Below are 16186 nucleotides of genomic sequence, written 5' to 3'. Positions count from 1 at the left end.
CTGCGCTCTCAGTGCCTGCCGAGCGCCGCCTTCGCCTCGGCGAGATCGGCGCGCCCTTTCACGAGCCATGCCGACGACGGGTCCGAGCCCTTCGACACGATCGCGATCCCGGCCTCCAGCTCGCGCGTGGACTCGGCGTAGCGCCGCTGACGGAGCAGCGCGCGTCCGAGCTTGATGCGCGCGATGCCGACGTAGAGGTGATCGGGCGGGAGCGTCTTCGCGTAGATGGCGAGCGCGTCGCGCAGCAGCTGCTCGGCACGCGCGTTGTCGCCGCGCTCCGTGAACGTCGTGGCGCGGTTGCCCAACGACGCCCCGACCAGGTAGTGCTCGTTGCCGTACACGGCGCGGAAGATGTCGGCCGTGCGCGCGTAGTAGTCGTCGGCCTCGGCCTGCCGTCCCTGCTCGGCGAGCGCAGCGCCCAGGGCGTTCAGCGTGCCGGCGACCCGCGGGTGCACCTTGCCGTACACGCGCTCCTGGATCGCCAACGCGCGCCGCAGCAGCGGCACCGCCTCGTCCACGCGGTGCAGCTTGATGAGCGGCTGCGCGAGCAGCATCAGCGCCCCCGCGGTCTGTGGATGCTCCGGACCGTACCACCGCTCGAAGATCGCCACGCCCTCGCGGTAGAGGCGCTCCGACTCGGCGTACATGCCGCGCTCGAAGTGCACCGACGCGAGATCCATCAGGTCGGTGCCGATCTGCGGGTGCCCCAGGCCGTAGAGTCGACGGTCGGTGGCGAGCGCGCGACGATAGATCGAGTCCGCGGTGGCGAAGTGCCCCGCGTAGAGATGCGAGACGGCGAGCACGTTGAGCGTCACGGCCAGCTCGCGCGTCATGCCGCCCGACGCCGACTGCATCCGTACGGCGTCGTCGAGCGCGCGGATGGCGTCGTCGAACGCGCCGCGCGCCTGCAGCGCGCGCCCGAGCGCGACCGTCGCGCCCGCGATCTCCGGGTGCCCGGCGGGGCGCAACCGCCGCGTCATCGCGAGGCCGTCGCGGATCAGCTTCTCGCCGTCCGCCACGCGCGCCTGGTCGACGCGCAGGAGCCCTAACGCCACGAGGCTCGCGGCCACCTCGGGGTGCTCCGGGCCGCGGATCGCGCGGCGGCGCGCGAGCGCGCGGGTGAGGAGCGTGTCGGCGCGGTCGAGGCGGCCCAGCTTCTGGTAGATGCCGCCCAGCGTGCCGTAGAGCTCCGCCTGCACCGCGGGCTCGGCGCCGAGGCTCGCTGCCTGCTGCACGCCCTGGTCGAGCAGCGTGATCACGCGCAGCGAATCGGCTGGCCCCTCGTCGGGATCGCCGCCCTCGAAGACGCCGAGCATGAACCGCTGGATGCGCTGCGTGCGCGCCGCCTCGTCGACCGCCGCGTTGCGCGCCGCGGCGAGGCGCACGGTGTAGAACGCGACCAGCGTGACCACGACGACGAGCACCGCGGCGGCCGCCGACACCGGACGCCAGTGACGCCGCAGGAACTTGCCGAGCGTGTAGCGCAGCGTGTCGGCGCGCGCCTCGAGCGGCTCGCCGCGCAGGAAGTGGTCGACGTCGCGGACGAGCGCGTCCACCGTCCCGTAGCGCCGCGCCACGTCCTTGTGCATCGCCGTGAGGCACAGCACGTCGAGGTCGGCCCACGCCGAGCGCCCGACGCCGCGCACCGACGAATCGTTAGGCGCGCGCCGCGCCACTGCCGACGGCCGCTCGGGCTCGGCCTCGAGGAGCAGCGTCTCCGCCTCGCCCGGCGTACGATTCGAGAGGTCGAACGGCAGCCGGCCCGCGAGCAGCTGGTAGAGGATGACGCCGAGCGCGTACACGTCCGTGTGCACGCCGAGTCGGTCGCCGCGGAGCTGCTCGGGGGCGGCGTAGGCCGGCGTGAGCATGCGCAGCCCCGTGCGCGTCTGGTCCTCCGCACCGGCGCCCTCGAGGTGCTTCGCGATGCCGAAGTCGAGCAGCTTCACCGCGCCGTCGGCGGACACGAGGATGTTCGACGGCTTCAGGTCGCGGTGCAGCACGGCGTGGCGGTGCGCGTGCTGCACGGCCTCGCACACGTCGCGGAACAGCCGCAGCCGCTCCGTCACCGACAGCGCGTGCTCGTCGCAGTACGCGGTGAGCGGCGCGCCGGCGACGTACTCCATGACGAACCACGGCGTGCCGTCGGCGAGCGTGCCGGCGTCGAACAGCCGCGCGATGGACGGGTGACTGAGCTGCGCGAGCGTGCGCTGCTCCGCGGCGAAGCGCGCGCGCCGCGCCGGCGAGAGCCACGCGTCGCGCAGGATCTTCACCGCCGCGCGGCTGCCGAGGTCCGCGCGCTCGGCGAGGTACACGACGCCCATGCCGCCCTCACCGAGCACGGAGGTGACGTGGTACGGGCCGAAGTCGTGGAGCGGGAGCGTGGCAACGGTCTCGCCGTCGAGCACGACCCCCGCGACGTCGGCGAGTGCGTCGCGGCCGTCGTCGAGCAGCGGCGCGCCGCGCGCGTCCTCCTCGAGCAGCGTGAGCACGTCGGCGAGCAGCTCGGCGTCGTCGCCGCACTCGCGCGCGAGGTACGCGTGCCGCTCCGCGTCGCGGAGGTCAGCGGCGTGATGGAAGACGATCTGGATGCGATCCCAGCGCAGAGCGTCCATGCCCCCTCCTCGAGGAGGTCAGGCGTCACGCGTCATCCGTCACGCGTCACGCGATTCTCGCATGCGGTGCGCGAGCCACGCCTTCGCCGCGCGCCAGTCGCGAAGGATGGTGGCCTCGGAGACGCCGAGCAGCTCGGCCGTCTCGCCGACGTCGAGGCCGCCGAAGAAGCGGCTCTCGACCATCGTCGCCTGCCGTGGGTGCAGGCGCGCCAGCTCGTCGAGCGCGTCGTCGAGTGCGAGCAGCTCCTCGACGCCGGTCTCGCCGGCGGCGACGGCGTCCTCGAACGTCACGATGGCGACGTCACGGCCGCCGCGCTTGCGCGCGAAACGGCGGCGGGCCGCCTCGACGAGCACCTGCCGCATGGCGCGCGCGGCGATCCGCTTGAAGTGCAGCGACGAGGCGATCCGCAGCCCCGGCGAGTCGGCGAGCTTGAGCCACGCCTCGTTCACGAGCGCCGTGGGGCTGATCGTCGCCGCCGGGTCGGCGCGGCGCACGGTCGCGGCGAGTCGCTTCAGCTCCTCGTAGGTGGCGCTGAACAGGTGGTCGAGCGCGTGGCGATCGAGCGTCCAGGAGACACTCGCGTCGTCGGCGAGACCATGGATCCTGCCGCCACTGGGAGAGAGCATGACGGTCCTGTGCGCGCGTCTGCGCAATGCGGGGCGCTGACCCTCGCGCCACGAAGCGGGGGTAACGGTACCACGCTCACACGGGAGCCGCCACCATGCCTACCGCTGCTCGCAACGTCGTCCGCGTCGTCGCCGCCACCGTCCCTCTCATCGCGCTCGCCGCCGCCCCGCTGCTCGCGCAGGGTGCCCCGGCCGCCGGTAAATCCGCGGCGTCTGCTACGTCCGCACAGTTCCAGTCGGGTCCCCTGTACGCGGGACCGCGGCTGTGGCTCGGCAACCTGAACGGCGCCATCGCGATCGGTGGGCAGGCGGAGCGCGGCTTCACGCAGCCGGGCGCGTTCGGGCCGGGGATCATCGCCGGCGGCGTCGGCATCGACTGGTACAGCTGGAGCCAGAGCTTCGGCGCCGCCGGCGTGCGCGGCGAGTACAAGTACACCGTCATCCCGGTGCAGCTGTTCGGCAACTACCACTTCCCGATCGAGAGCAACAAGAAGATCGACCCGTACCTCGGCGTCGCGCTCGTGTACTCGCACTACAGCGGGTCGTGGAACGGCACGTTCACCGCGCCGGCCAGCGCGAGCGCGAGCACGACGGCGTTCGCGGGGCAGGGCGGGGTGCGCTACTTCGTGACGGACAAGATGGCCGTGCAGGGGCAGGTCGGCTTCGGCTACGGCACGCTGGGGCTGGGCGCGACGTGGAGGTTCTGATGAGGCGGCGCTGATGAGTCGGCGCTGGTGAGGCGGCTCTGATACGGCGGCGCTGAAACCACGCGTCATCAGCGCCGCCTTTCCAGCGCCGACATAACAGCGCCGAAGTGCGAGCGCCGCCTCACCCGACGTACACGATGTCCCCCTCGTCGTCGATCCCCAGCTCCTGGTGCGTGCCGCACACGCCGCAGACGAGCCGTGCGCTCCACGCCACGTGCAGCTCGTGACGGATCGACGCCTCGGCCGGGCGGACGGTGAGCTTCTTGTAGCTGTACTCCTGACAGCGCACGCAGGCGTGCGCGCGGGCGATGCGCTCGGCGCGCTCGCGGGTGATCGCCATTCGTTCCTGACGAGGGCCTAACGGTCGCCGGCGTCGCGGGCCGGCCGCGCGGTCGGGTCGAGCAGGGAGCGGAGCGCGCCCGGCGGCGCCTCGGCCGGGCGCCCGTCGACCGGCGGCGCCGCCGGCACACCCTGCGCGCGCAGCATCTCGCGGAGCCCGCCGAGGGCGCCCATCACGCCGATCGCCTCGGTGGGGAGGAAGACCGTGGAGCCCTTGCCCTGCGCGATCTGCGGCAGCGCGTCGAGGTACTTCAGCCCCAGCAGGTACATCGACGCGTCGCCGCTCGGCAGCGACAGCGCGATGCGGCGCACCGCCTGCGCCTCGGCATCGGCCATCGCGAGACGCGCCTCGGCGGCGCCCTGTGCACGCAGCACGGCGGCCTCCTTGTCGCCCTCGGCGCGGCGGATCGCCGCCTCGCGCTGGCCCTCGGCCTCGAGCACCGCCGCGCGCTTGCTCGCCTCCGCGTTCGTCACCGCCGCGCGGCGCTCGCGCTCGGCCCGCATCTGCAGCTCCATGCTCTGCTGGATGTCGCGCGGTGGCTCGATCGCCTGCAGCTCCACGCGCGTCACGTCGACGCCCCAGCCGATCGCCGCCTCCTCGATCACCTCGCGCATGCGCTGGTTGATCATGTCGCGGCTCGCCAGCGTCTGATCGAGCTCGATCTCGCCGACGATGTTGCGCAGCGTGGTCTTCGTCAGCGTCTCCAGCGCGTACGGGAGGTTCTGCACCGCGTACGTCGCCTTCTGCGGATCGGCGATGCGGTAGTACAGCACCGCGTCGATGTCGATCGTGACGTTGTCCTTCGTGATCACCGGCTGGCTCGGGAAGTTCAGCACCTGCTCGCGCAGATCGATGCGCGACGTGGTGCCGGCGGTGATCTTCTTCATCCCCGAGACGTCCGTCGTCGCGTACCGCACGTCGATCGCGCGCGGCCGCTCCACGAACGGGATGAGCACGTTGAAGCCGGAGTGCGCGATCCGGTGAAAGCGCCCGAGCCGCTCGATCACCATGACCTCGGCCTGGCCGACGATCTTGAAGCTGTTCGTGGCGACGAACAGCACGATGAGCGCGACGACGAGCAGCGGTACGAGTGCGAGCATCGGAGGACTCCTGTGGGTGGCTGCGCAGCAGGTCTCACCGGTTGCCGAACGGCTTCGCCGGCACCGTCTTCAGGAACGCGTAGACGGCCTGGATCTCGTCGTCGGTCATCTTCGCCGTCGCCTTCCACGGCATGATGGAGTCGATCGGCGAGCCGTCGGGGCGGCGGCCGGTGCGGAGCGCGCGCGTGAAGTCGTCGTACGTCCACTTCCCGAGATTGCCCGCCGGCGTGAGGTTCGCCGCCGGCCGCCAGTCGGGCGGGGTGCCCGGGATCTTTCCGCCGGACAGCCCGGGGCCGTGGCACCCCGTGCAGCCGCCCACGTCCGCAAGGTAGTGCCCGTACTCCGCCGTCGGCGCCACCGCCACCCGCTCGGGCGCCCGCTTCGCGTGATCCATCCGCAGGGCGTCCATGAGCGGGAGCTGGCCGCTCGCCCACAGCGCGCGCGCGAGGAAGTGCAGCTCCGTGGCGGGTAGCGGCTTCGCCACCGGCGGCAGCGACCGCAGATAGGCGATCACCGCGCCGACGTCCTCGTCCGAGAACGAGGCGTAGTCGCTCGACGGCATGATGAGCAGCCCCTGGCCGTTCTTCCGCACGCCGTGCCGGATGGCCCGTGCGAACTCGGCGTCGCTGTAGCGCGCGACGTCGCCGCCGGGCGTGAGGTTCCGCGCCACCACGCGGCCGAGCGCGGGATCGTCGACGAACACCTTGCCGGCGTAGTCCGATCCGTGGCACTCGGCGCATTTCCCGATCGCCGTCACGAGGTGCTCGCCGCGGGCGCGCGTGGCCGAGTCGTGCGCGACCGGTACCGGGGTCGCGGCGACCTGGAAAGTCCTGCCGGTGCGCGCCCACGTCACGCCGTAGATGGCGACGACGAGCGCGGCGACGACGGTCAGGAGGCCGCCGAGCGCGTAGGCGAGTCGGCGGAGCCAGCGGTTCTTCATCGGAGGGTCGGTGGGCGGGGTCCGGAGGATTCCGGAGGGCGAGGGACGGCCTACGATGGCACCAGGAGTTTCTTTAGTCCAGAAAAGTCGACAGCCGTACGCCCCACCGCCGTTGCCAGGTCGCCGTCATGAGTTCCACATTGCCCCCATGAGCAGCCCCCCCTCCGGCCAGTCGTCTCCCCCGCACGGCACCCCCGCCCCGCTCGATCCGGAGCTGCACGCCCTCGAGGCGCTCCGTCGCGCGCTCGCCGGGAGCTACGAGGTGGAGCGGCTGCTCGGGCAGGGAGGGATGGGGAGCGTCTACCTCGGGCGCGACGTGACGCTCGACCGGCGGGTCGCCATCAAGGTCATCTCCTCGGATCTCGCCGCGTCGACCGCGCTCCGCGAGCGGTTCCTGCGCGAGGCGCGCACGGTGGCGCGGCTGCGGCACCCGAACATCGTGGCCGTGCACGCGGCGGGCGAGACGGAGGGGCTGCTGTACTTCGTGATGGAGTTCGTCCCCGGGGAGAGCCTCCGCGACCGCCTCGCCCGCGGCCGGTACGACGACGCGAGCGCGGTGACCGCGCTGCGCGACCTCGCCCGCGCCCTCGGCTACGCCCACGCGCAGGGGATCGTGCACCGCGACGTGAAGCCCGAGAACGTGCTGCTCGACGCCGAGACCGGACGCGCGATGCTCACCGATTTCGGGGTCGCGCGCGCGTTCTCCGCCGAGGACGAGCGGATGACCGGCACCGGCTTCGTCGTCGGCAGCCCGCGCTACATGAGCCCCGAGCAGGCGGCCGGCGAGCGCGAGCTCGACGGGCGGAGCGACGTGTACTCGCTCGGCCTCGTCGGCTACGAGATGTTCGCCGGCGAGCCCGCGGTCGCCGGCGGGAGCGCGGCGAGCATCATCATGCGCCAGATCACCGAGCGCCCGGCGCCGCTCGTGACGCGCAACGACCACGTGCCCCCCGCCGTCGCCGGCGTGATCGATCGCGCGCTCGAGAAGAGGCCCGAGGCGCGCTGGGCCACCGCGAACGACATGGCCGACGCGCTGGACACCGGAGTGCGGGACTCGGGACTCGGGACTCGGGACTCGGGAACTGCTCCCCCACGAGTCCCGAGTCCCGAATCCCGAGTCCCGACCCGCCGCCCGATGCTCGTCGGGGTGGCGATCCTCGCGCTGGCGGCGGCGGCCGCCGCGGCGTGGGCGGCCTTAGGCACGAGCGGCGGCGTCCCGCGCGGCGTCGACCCCCGCCGGTCGTATCTCGTCGCGCCGTTCGACGTGCTGAGCCCCGACCCGCAGCTCGCGTGGCTGCGCGAGGGCGCGGTGAGCATGCTGTCGCTCGACCTCGCGCAGTGGCGCGACCTGCAGGTCGTCGACTACGAGCGCGGGCTCGATCTGCAGCGCGACCTCAAGCTCGACGGCGCGCGCCGCATCGGCCTCGACGACGCGCGCCGCCTCGCCCGCAAGGCGGGCGTGTGGACCGTCGTCACGGGCCGCGTCACCGGCATCGGCGACTCCACGCTCGTCGTCGCGAACGTCTACGACGTCGCCTCCGGCAAGAAGGTGGATTCGGCGATGCGCGCCACCCCGCGCGGCGCCGATCCGCGGCCGCTGTTCGACGCGCTCGCGCGCGACCTGCTCGACCTCGTCGGCGCGCCCGCGGTGTCGTTAGGCATCACGAAGAGCACCACCACCTCCGTCGCCGCGTACCGCGACTACCTGGATGGCGCGCGCGCGCGCTGAACGCGTGGCAGCTCCCGCGCGCCGACTCGCTGTTCGCCGCCGCGACGGCGGCCGACTCCACGTTCGCGCTCGCGTACTACAAGCGCGCGCTCACCTACGGCTGGTGGAAGGCCGGCGACCCGCTGCAGTCCGAGCTCGTCGAGCGCGCCGTGCGCAACGCGGGGCGGCTGCCGGCGCGCGAGCGCGCCCTGCTCGACGCGTACGCCGCGTTCTCCACCGCGATGTACGGATCGGAGGCGACCGACTCGGTGCGCGATGCGCGCTTCGTCGACGCACAGCGCAAGTACGCCGCCGCGGTGGCGCGCGACTCCGGCGACGCCGAGGCGTGGTACGGGCTCGGCGACGCGTACTTCCATCACACCACCGGCGGCGGGCCCGACTCGACGACCCGCGACCACTGGACGAAGTCGCTCGCCGCGTTCAATCGCACGCTCGCGCTCGACTCCACGTTCCACCTCGCGTACTCGCACAAGGTCCAGATCTACCAGCAGGCCGCGGGGCCGAACGCGGCGCTCGTGCTCGACGGCGAGACGCTGCGGTCGTTGGGCGATGCCGCGACGCGGCAGGCGTTCCAGGGCCCGCGGCTGACGGCGGCGAAGGAGCGTGCACGCCAGCTCGCCGTGCGCGACGCGCGCGCGTGGGCGGCCGCCGATCCGGTGCCACCGGCGTACATGGCCGTCGCGCAGGCGTACATCCCCGCGTACTGGGACTCCGCCGCCGCGGTGCTCGACGACGCGGTGCGCCGTCTCGGTCCCGATGCGGGGCTGCTGCCGTTCGTGCGGTCGGTCGTGCTCGTGCGCACCGACGCGTCGCGCGCGGTCGCCAGCGTGCACGACGCGCTCGCCACGAGCGACTCGGCGGCGCTCACGCGCGTCGGGGGATCCGATCGGTTCGCGATGCTGATGGCGACGATGCAGGTGGCGGCGCTCGGCGGCCGGCTGTCGGACGCCGACCGCGCCGGACGGCTCGCCGCCGCGGTGCAGCCGACGATTCCCGGCGCCGGCACGCCGACGTCGCTGCTCGTGCAGTGGTACGGCGCGGCCACGCGTGTCGCGGCGGGCGTGAGCACGCCCGCGCTGCGCGGCACGATCGACGGCGGTCTCGCGGGGCTCGACCGCATCCCCGGCCGCTTCGGCGACGGCGCGCGGCGTCAGTCGTTGATGGTGCCCTACGTCGCGATGGCGGCGTTCCGCGACCGCAAGTACGTGGACATGATGCGCCGGTGGCGCGGTGCCGACACCACCGCCTGGCCGGAGGTCGACGCGTTCGACGCGCTGCTCGCCGGCGACACGGCGCGCGCCCGCGTTGCCGCCCAGCGCTTTCCGTCGCCCGACTCCGCGCGCGCTGCCTCCTTCGGGATCAACGCGCCGCGGTGGGTGGTGCGCGCCGAGGTCCTCACGGCGTTGGGCGACACGCGGCGCGCCGTCGCGATGTACGAGGTGATCGACCCGAAGCGCTTCCCCGACGTGCAGATCTTCGATCCGTCGCCGGTGCTGTGGGCGCGCAGCCTGCTCGCCCGCGCGCGGCTGTACGAGCAGCTCGGCCAGCGCGCGGAGGCAGCCGCGGCGTACCAGCGGTTCGCCGCGCTCTGGAAGGACGCCGACCCCGCCCTGCAGCCGCAGCTCCGCGAAGCGCAGGCGGGGCTCGCGCGCGTGCGCGATGTCGGCCCGGCGACGCCGGTCCGTTAGGCGTGGCCCGCGGCGTGAGAGCGGGCGTCCGCGACGAGCTGCAGGCGGCGTTCGGCGCCGCCTATCGCGTCGAGCGGGAGCTCGACGGCGGCGGCATGTCGCGCGTGTTCGTCGCCACCGAGGTCGCGCTCGGTCGTGAGGTCGTCGTGAAGGTGCTGCCGCCCGAGCTGACCGGCGCGATCAGCGTCGAGCGGTTCCGGCGCGAGATCGCGATCGCCGCGCGGCTCCAGCACGCCCACATCGTGCCGCTGCTCGCCGCCGGCGAGTCGAGCGGCGACGACCGGCCGGCGTGGGCGCCGCTCCTCTACTACACGATGCCGTTCGTGCGCGGCGAGTCGGTGCGCGCGCGGCTGACGCGCGTCGGCGCGCTGCCGATCGCCGAGTCGGTGTCCGTCGCGCGCGACGTGGCATCGGCACTCGCGTACGCGCACCGCGAGGGCGTCGTCCACCGCGACATCAAGCCGGAGAACGTGCTGCTCACGGAGCACGACGCGGTGGTCGTCGACTTCGGCGTCGCCAAGGCGCTGCGCGCGGCGGCGACGGACGCGAGCGCGCTCACCTCGGCGGGGCTCGCGTTAGGCACCCCGTCGTACATGGCGCCCGAGCAGGCGACGGCCGACCCGCTCGCGGACCACCGCGTGGACCTCTACGCGCTCGGCGTCCTCGCCTACGAGATGCTCGCCGGCACCCCGCCGTTCGCCGGCCGCGGCGCGCAGGCGCTGATCGCCGCGCACGTCGCCGAGCCGCCCGAGCCGATCGAGCATCGACGGCCCGACGTGCCGCCGGCGCTCGCCGCGCTCGTGATGCGCTGCCTCGCGAAGAATCCCGCCGACCGGCCGCCGACCGCGGACGAGATCGTCCGCGCGCTCGATGCGCTCGACGTGCGGGCCACGCCCGCCGACACGTCGGTGACGCCGCACGCGACGCGTCCGCCGGAGCCCGACGCGCGTCGCACGACGCGACGCACGTTAGGCATCGCGGCGCTCGCGTCGGCCGCGGTGCTCGTCGGCGGGGGCGCGTGGATCGCGTCGCGGCTGCGCGACCCGCCGGTGCTCGTCGATCGCGACGCCGTCGCGGTGCTCCCGTTCCGCGTCGTCGGCGGCGACGCGTCGCTGCGGCTGCTGCGCGAGGGGATCCCCGACCTCGTGGCGGCGCTGCTCACGGGGCGGGTGCATGCGGTGGACGTCCGCACGGTGCTCGCCGCGTGGCGCGCGGCCGGTGGCGAGCGCCTCGACCTGCCGCGCGACGCGGCCATGCTGCTCGCCCGCCGCGTCGGCGCGGGCGCCGTCATCGAGGGGAGCGCGATCGTCGCGCCGGGTAGCCTGTCGCTCGACGGGACGCTGCTCTCGGCCCACGACGGGCGCGAGCGGCACGCGTCCGCGCGCGGCGCCGCGACCGCGCTGCCCGCGCTGCTCGACTCGGTGGTCGGCAAGCTGCTCGCGCTCGACGCGGGCGAGAACGACGAGCGCGCGACCGCGCTCGCCGGCGTGCCGCTCGCCGCGCTGCAGCACTACCTGGAGGGACGCTCGCTCGAGCGCGCGGGACGCTACAACGACGCGACCGCCGCGTACGCGCGCGCGATGGACGCCGACTCGACGTTCGCGCTCGCCGCGCTGCGCTTGTGGCTCACGTCGACGAACTGGACGCCGAGCGCGCGCGCCGCGGACGCGCACCGCCTCGTCGCGCGCTACGCCGACCGACTCGGTCCGCGCGACCGCCTGCTGCTCGGATCGACCGCGGAGCTCGAGCGGCCGCGCACGTGCGCCGAGTCGCTACGCGAGCACGAGCAGGGCGTCGCCCAGGCGCCCGACATGCCGGACCTCTGGTATCTGCTGGGCGAGACGCTCGTGCACTGCGGTCCCGCCATGGGCATCGACGACGCGCTGCGCCGCGCGCTCAACGCGTTCGACCGCGTGCTCGCGCTCGACTCGTCGTACGCCGGCGTGCGCGATCATTACGCGCCGACCTACCACCTCCTCGGCGACACGGCGCGCGAGCGGCGGGCCGTGGACGCGGCGCTGCACGACCCGGCGCTGGCCGACTCGCGGCTGTTCACGGGGTTCATCCAGGGCGATTCGGCGACGATGCGCGCCGCGCTCGCCGAGCTGGAACGCGGGCCGGCGTGGATGGCGGGAGCCGCCCTCGGCCTCGCGGTGACGTACGCCGGTGGCACGCGTGCGGAGGCGGCGGAGCCCCTGCTCGCGCGGGTCCGGCGCGCGGCGGTGACGACGGCCGACCGGGATCGCGCCGAGCGCCAGACGCGTGAGTTCACGCTGACACGCGGCCAGCCGTCGCGCGCCGCGGCCGCGATGCGCGCGAGCCCGGGCGGCGTCGACACCGCGTTCGCGCTGCTCGCCGCGCTGTTCTGGGACGGTGACAGCACGCTCGCGCGCTCGGTGCGCGACGGTGCGCGCCGCACGCTCGACGCACCGCTCGACACCGCGCCGTCGCGGAACGCCGTGCTGACCGCGTTCGCCGTCGGCGAGGATGCGGCGGCCCGACGCGACACCGCGAGCACCCGGCGGGCGATCGCCGCGCTGCGCTCGGTGCCCGCGTCGCCCGCCGCGCCGTGGTCCAACGCACCGGCGCGCCGCTTCGCGCTGCTGCTGGACGCGCAGATCGCGGCCCTCGAGCGCCGTTCCGACGCGCACGCGCTGCTCGTCGCCGCCGACTCCATGCTCCGCGAGGGGCCCGGCGGTCGGGAGCTCGAGGGGGCGGGGAATCTGATCGTGGCGTCGCTGTGGGAGCGTGAAGGGGATCTGCCACGCGCGCTCGCCGCGACGGGACGGCGTCGCGTCGACACGTCCATCCCGTTCGCGTTCTCCACGTATCTGCGCGAGCGTGCCCGCCTGGCCGAGCGCGGGGGGGCGCGGGAGGAGGCGATCCGCGCCTACCGGCACTATCTGACGCTGCGCCGGAACGCGGAGCCGTCGTTCGCGGTCCACCTCGCGTCCGTGCGCGACGCGCTCGCCCGGCTCGAACGGGCGAGCGCGGGACGCTGACGGCGCGTACTCTATCTTCCGAATCTCACCACCACCGAACGCGAGGACGCCGTCGTGTACACCGCCTGCCTGTGGTGCAATTCGCCGCTCGGGAAGAACGAGGTGCTGCCCAGCTTTCCCGTCGGACGCCGGTTCGCGTTCGACGCGCGGAAGGGGCGGCTGTGGGTGATCTGCCCACATTGCGAGCGGTGGAACCTCACGCCGCTCGACGAGCGGTGGGAGGCGATCGAGGCGTGCGAGCGGCTGTTCCGCAGCACGCGGCTGCGCTACTCCACCGATCGCATCGGGCTCGCGCAGCTCGTCGAGGGCGTGGACCTCGTACGCGTGGGCGACGCGCTGCGGCCGGAGCTCGCGGCGTGGCGCTACGGTCGCACGCTCGCGCGCGTCGCCGCGCCGGGCGCCGGCGGCACCGCGCGTGCCGTGGCCGTCGTGGCGCACGCGGTGCTCACCGTCGCCGAGCGGGCCGAGCGCGCGGCGGGGAAGGCGGCGCGACTCACGCGGCCCATCGGGGAGAAGCTCCTCGCGCCGCTGCGCGACGTCGCGCCGCGCGGCGAGGACGTGCAGCTGTGGTGGCGGCTGCACGTGCACGGCGAGAAGGTCGCGCACGTCACCGGCGCGCACGACGGCGAGCGCATCGTGCCGGCGGTGGTCCGCTATCGCCACCTCGCGCACGCGGAGCTCGTGCGGCCTAACGATCGCTCCGACCCGTGGCGCCTCGACGTGCCGCACGACGACGGCGTGCTCACGCTCCGCGGCACCGACGGCCTGCGCGTGGCCGGCAAGCTGCTCGCGAGCCTGAACACGCGGTGGCCGAGCGGCGAGACCGTGCGGCTCGCCGTGCGCAAGCTCGACGACGCCGGCCAGCCCGACGGCTTCTTCCACCGCGTGATTGGGCTCGCCATGCGCACGCGCTGGGGCCGCGTCGAGACGCCGCACGTGTTCCCCTCGGCGATCGTCCCCACGCCGGCGTCGACGACGACCGAGGCGCTCGCGCTCTACATCACGAACCGCTCGTTCTGGAGCCGCGGCGGCATCGGCAGCGAGAGCCGCACGCCGCTGCCCGGCATCAACACGATCGACCGGCTCGCGCTCGAGATGGCGGCGAACGAGGACGTGGAGCGGCGCGCGCTGGAGGGCGAGCTGGCCGAGCTCGAGGCGGCGTGGCGCGAGGCGGAGGAGATCGCGGCGATCGCGGATCAGCTGCCCAACGTTCGCGCCCGCGCGCCGTTCGGGCTCGCGCCGGTGCCGGTGTGAGGCGCGACATTCACGGCTCCACGTACGAGTTTCTGGAGGACTGAAGAAGGACTGAAGGAGGACTGAAGAAGGACCAACAACACTTTCTTGTGTTTGCTCCTTCTTCAGTCCCTCTTCAGTCCAACGAGCACACGTACGTGGAGTCTGGGAGAGGCGAGCACCTCACCGGCCCCACGCCATCAGGAAGCACCCCGCGAGCACCAGCGTCACCCCGACCCGCCGCGGCGTCGACACGTGCTCGCCGAGGAAGCGCGCGCCCAACAGCACGCCGACCGCGATGCTGATCTGCCGCAGCCCCACGACGTACGTCGAGCCGCCGTCGCGCAGCGCGAACAGCGCGAGGCCGTAGCTCAGCGTGTTGAGAACCCCGACCGCGACCGCGGCGCCGCCGTGCGCGCGCCACTCCGCGCGCACCGCGTCGCCGCCCTGCCGGCGCAGCACCCACGCCAGGTAGCACGCGCCGGCACCCGCGGTGTAGCCGTAGAAGTACACGAACAGGTTGACGCGCATCACGGACAGCTTGTCCCAGATCGTGCCCGTGGCGAGCACCAGCGCCATGAGCAGCGCGAACAGCGTCGCCGGCCCGCTCGCGTGGCTGAAGAACGCGCGCAGCTCCACCCACGCGAGCCGCGGCAGCTGCATCACCACCACCCCGCCGAGGATCGCGGCGATCGCCGCCCAGCCTAACGGGCCGACCCGCTCGCCGAACGCGAGCCACCCGAACGCGGGGAGGAACAGCAGCGCGCCGCCGCGGGCGATCGGGTACGTGAACGACAGGTCGCCGTGCCGGTACGCCGTGGCGAGAGTGACGTACGAGACGAGCGTCATCACCGTTCCCACGAGCACGTACACGCCCGTGCCGCGGAGCGCGTTCGACGGCGCCGTCCACAGCACGGCGAGGAACACGGGCAGGTACACGACCGCCTCACACGCCTTGCTGATGCCGACGAACGCGTGCGACCCGCCGGCCCGCTTCAGCAGGTAGTTCCAGTAGGCGTGCGTGACGGCCGAGAGCAGGACCAGCAGAACGGCGGTGAGCGTCACCGCGCGCTCACGGGACCCAGTCCGCCACGAACAGGTTCGTCGAGCTCGCGGTCTCCGCGTGACGGTTCGACGCCCACACGAGCGTGCGGCCGTCGCGGCTGAACATCGGGAAGCCGTCGAACGTGCCGTTCGTCGTCACCTGCTCGAGCCCCGTGCCGTCGAGGCCCACGAGGAAGAGATCGAAGTTGCCGCTGCGCGGGTTCTTGTAGTTGCTCGAGAAGATGATGCGCCGCCCGTCGGCGGTCCAACTCGGCCCGAAGTTCGCGCCGCCTAACGACGTGATCTGGCGCTGCCCGCTGCCGTCGGCGTTCATCACCCACAGCTCCATGCGGTTCGGCCGCACGAGCTTCTCGGCGAGCAGCCCGCGGTACTCGGCCAGACCGGCGCTGTCCGCCGGGTGCCACGCGCGGTAGACGATCGTCGTGCCGTCGGGGCTCCACCACGGCCCGCCGTCGTAGCCCGGCGTGGTCGTCAGGCGCCTAACGTTCCGCCCGTCGATGTCCATCGTGTAGATGTCGAGGTCCCCGTCCTTGAGCGACGTGAACACGATGCGCCTGCCGTCGGGCGAGACCACCGCCTCCGCGGTGTAGACGCCGTAGCGCGTCAGGCGCCGGACGTCGGATCCGTCGCGGCGGCTCGTGTAGATGTCGTAGTCGTCGAGCTTCCACACGTAGCCCTTCGACCGATCCGGCGGGGCGGGGCAGCCGCGCGCGTTGTCGTGCGTGGAGCCGAACAGCACGCGCTCGTCGTTCCCGTAGAAGAAGCCGCACGTCGTCTTGCCGTCGCCCGGCGAGATGCGCGCCAGGCCGCCGCCGTCGCGCACGCGCACGACGTACTGCTGGTCGCAGCCGTTCGGGTCGACGCGACCCTGGAACGTGAGGAACCGTCCGTCGCGGCTGAAGTACGCCTCCGCGTTCTCGCCGCCGAACGTGAGCTGCCGGACGTTCGCGAGATGCCGCTCGCCGCTGTCGGCGGCGACGGCGCGCGAGCCGGTGGGGATGCGCTGGTTCGCGGGGATCGGCGCCTGCGCCGTGAGCGGCGCGGCGGTGAGGACGGCGAGGAGGACGGGGGATCGCATGGACGCAAAATAAAACGGGACCCGGAACGCGAGTTCCGAGTCCCGAGTCCCGAGTCCCGAGTTCC

The 16186-nt window shown here is 73.5% G+C and carries 12 protein-coding genes; 5 read left to right on the top strand and 7 right to left on the bottom strand.

What is annotated here, in order from left to right; translation table 11 throughout:
- Positions 1-8: 8 nt before the first annotated feature.
- Both J421_RS02380 and J421_RS02375 read right to left on the bottom strand, forming a co-directional pair.
- Positions 9-2612: a serine/threonine-protein kinase gene (locus tag J421_RS02380; protein WP_025409560.1), complete on the bottom strand. Its 2604-nt coding sequence runs from the start codon at positions 2610-2612 to the stop codon at positions 9-11.
- A gap of 39 nt (positions 2613-2651) precedes the next feature.
- Entirely contained in the window at positions 2652-3239 is a 588-nt protein-coding gene (locus tag J421_RS02375; protein WP_025409559.1) for an ECF-type sigma factor, read from the bottom strand.
- Between the two features lie 95 nt (positions 3240-3334).
- Here J421_RS02375 and J421_RS02370 point away from each other — a divergent pair, with 95 nt between their 5' ends.
- Positions 3335-3946 carry an outer membrane protein gene (locus J421_RS02370; protein ID WP_025409558.1) on the top strand — a complete coding sequence of 204 codons (612 nt, stop codon included), beginning with the start codon at positions 3335-3337 and terminating at the stop codon, positions 3944-3946.
- 121 nt (positions 3947-4067) lie between these two features.
- Here the strand turns inward: J421_RS02370 and J421_RS02365 are convergent, their stop codons facing one another.
- Genes J421_RS02365 through J421_RS02355 form a run of 3 tightly spaced genes read right to left on the bottom strand, consistent with a single transcriptional unit; the run spans position 4068 to position 6326 of the window.
- Positions 4068-4286, bottom strand: a complete 219-nt coding sequence (locus J421_RS02365) for a hypothetical protein (RefSeq protein ID WP_025409557.1) — start codon at positions 4284-4286, stop codon at positions 4068-4070.
- Between the two features lie 17 nt (positions 4287-4303).
- Positions 4304-5386 carry an SPFH domain-containing protein gene (locus J421_RS02360; protein ID WP_025409556.1) on the bottom strand — a complete coding sequence of 361 codons (1083 nt, stop codon included), beginning with the start codon at positions 5384-5386 and terminating at the stop codon, positions 4304-4306.
- Between the two features lie 34 nt (positions 5387-5420).
- Positions 5421-6326: a c-type cytochrome gene (locus J421_RS02355; RefSeq protein ID WP_025409555.1), complete on the bottom strand. Its 906-nt coding sequence runs from the start codon at positions 6324-6326 to the stop codon at positions 5421-5423.
- Positions 6327-6474: 148 nt separating this feature from the next.
- Between J421_RS02355 and J421_RS02350 the strand changes: the two genes are divergently transcribed.
- The 4 genes from J421_RS02350 (at position 6475) to J421_RS02335 (ending at position 13999) form a co-directional block, all read left to right on the top strand.
- Entirely contained in the window at positions 6475-8055 is a 1581-nt protein-coding gene (locus J421_RS02350) for a protein kinase domain-containing protein (protein WP_025409554.1), read from the top strand.
- Between the two features lie 149 nt (positions 8056-8204).
- On the top strand, positions 8205-9743 hold the full coding sequence (locus tag J421_RS02345) for a hypothetical protein (protein WP_025409553.1): 1539 nt from the start codon (positions 8205-8207) through the stop codon (positions 9741-9743).
- A 14-nt stretch (positions 9744-9757) separates the two neighbouring features.
- A complete protein-coding gene (locus tag J421_RS02340) occupies positions 9758-12745 on the top strand; it encodes a serine/threonine-protein kinase (protein WP_148306116.1) in 2988 nt (995 codons plus the stop codon).
- A gap of 54 nt (positions 12746-12799) precedes the next feature.
- Entirely contained in the window at positions 12800-13999 is a 1200-nt protein-coding gene (locus tag J421_RS02335) for a hypothetical protein (RefSeq protein ID WP_025409551.1), read from the top strand.
- Between the two features lie 162 nt (positions 14000-14161).
- Here the strand turns inward: J421_RS02335 and J421_RS02330 are convergent, their stop codons facing one another.
- Both J421_RS02330 and J421_RS02325 read right to left on the bottom strand, forming a co-directional pair.
- The gene (locus tag J421_RS02330; RefSeq protein WP_025409550.1) at positions 14162-15043 is read right to left on the bottom strand and encodes a DMT family transporter; all 882 of its coding nucleotides are present in this window, start codon (positions 15041-15043) and stop codon (positions 14162-14164) included.
- A gap of 7 nt (positions 15044-15050) precedes the next feature.
- The gene (locus tag J421_RS02325) at positions 15051-16121 is read right to left on the bottom strand and encodes a TolB family protein (RefSeq protein ID WP_025409549.1); all 1071 of its coding nucleotides are present in this window, start codon (positions 16119-16121) and stop codon (positions 15051-15053) included.
- Positions 16122-16186 lie beyond the last annotated feature (65 nt).

It is taken from the genome of Gemmatirosa kalamazoonensis (assembly GCF_000522985.1).
Lineage (GTDB): Bacteria > Gemmatimonadota > Gemmatimonadetes > Gemmatimonadales > Gemmatimonadaceae > Gemmatirosa > Gemmatirosa kalamazoonensis.
The sequence above is the reverse complement of the archived record's forward strand: the minus strand, read 5'-3'. Positions and strand labels throughout refer to the sequence as shown.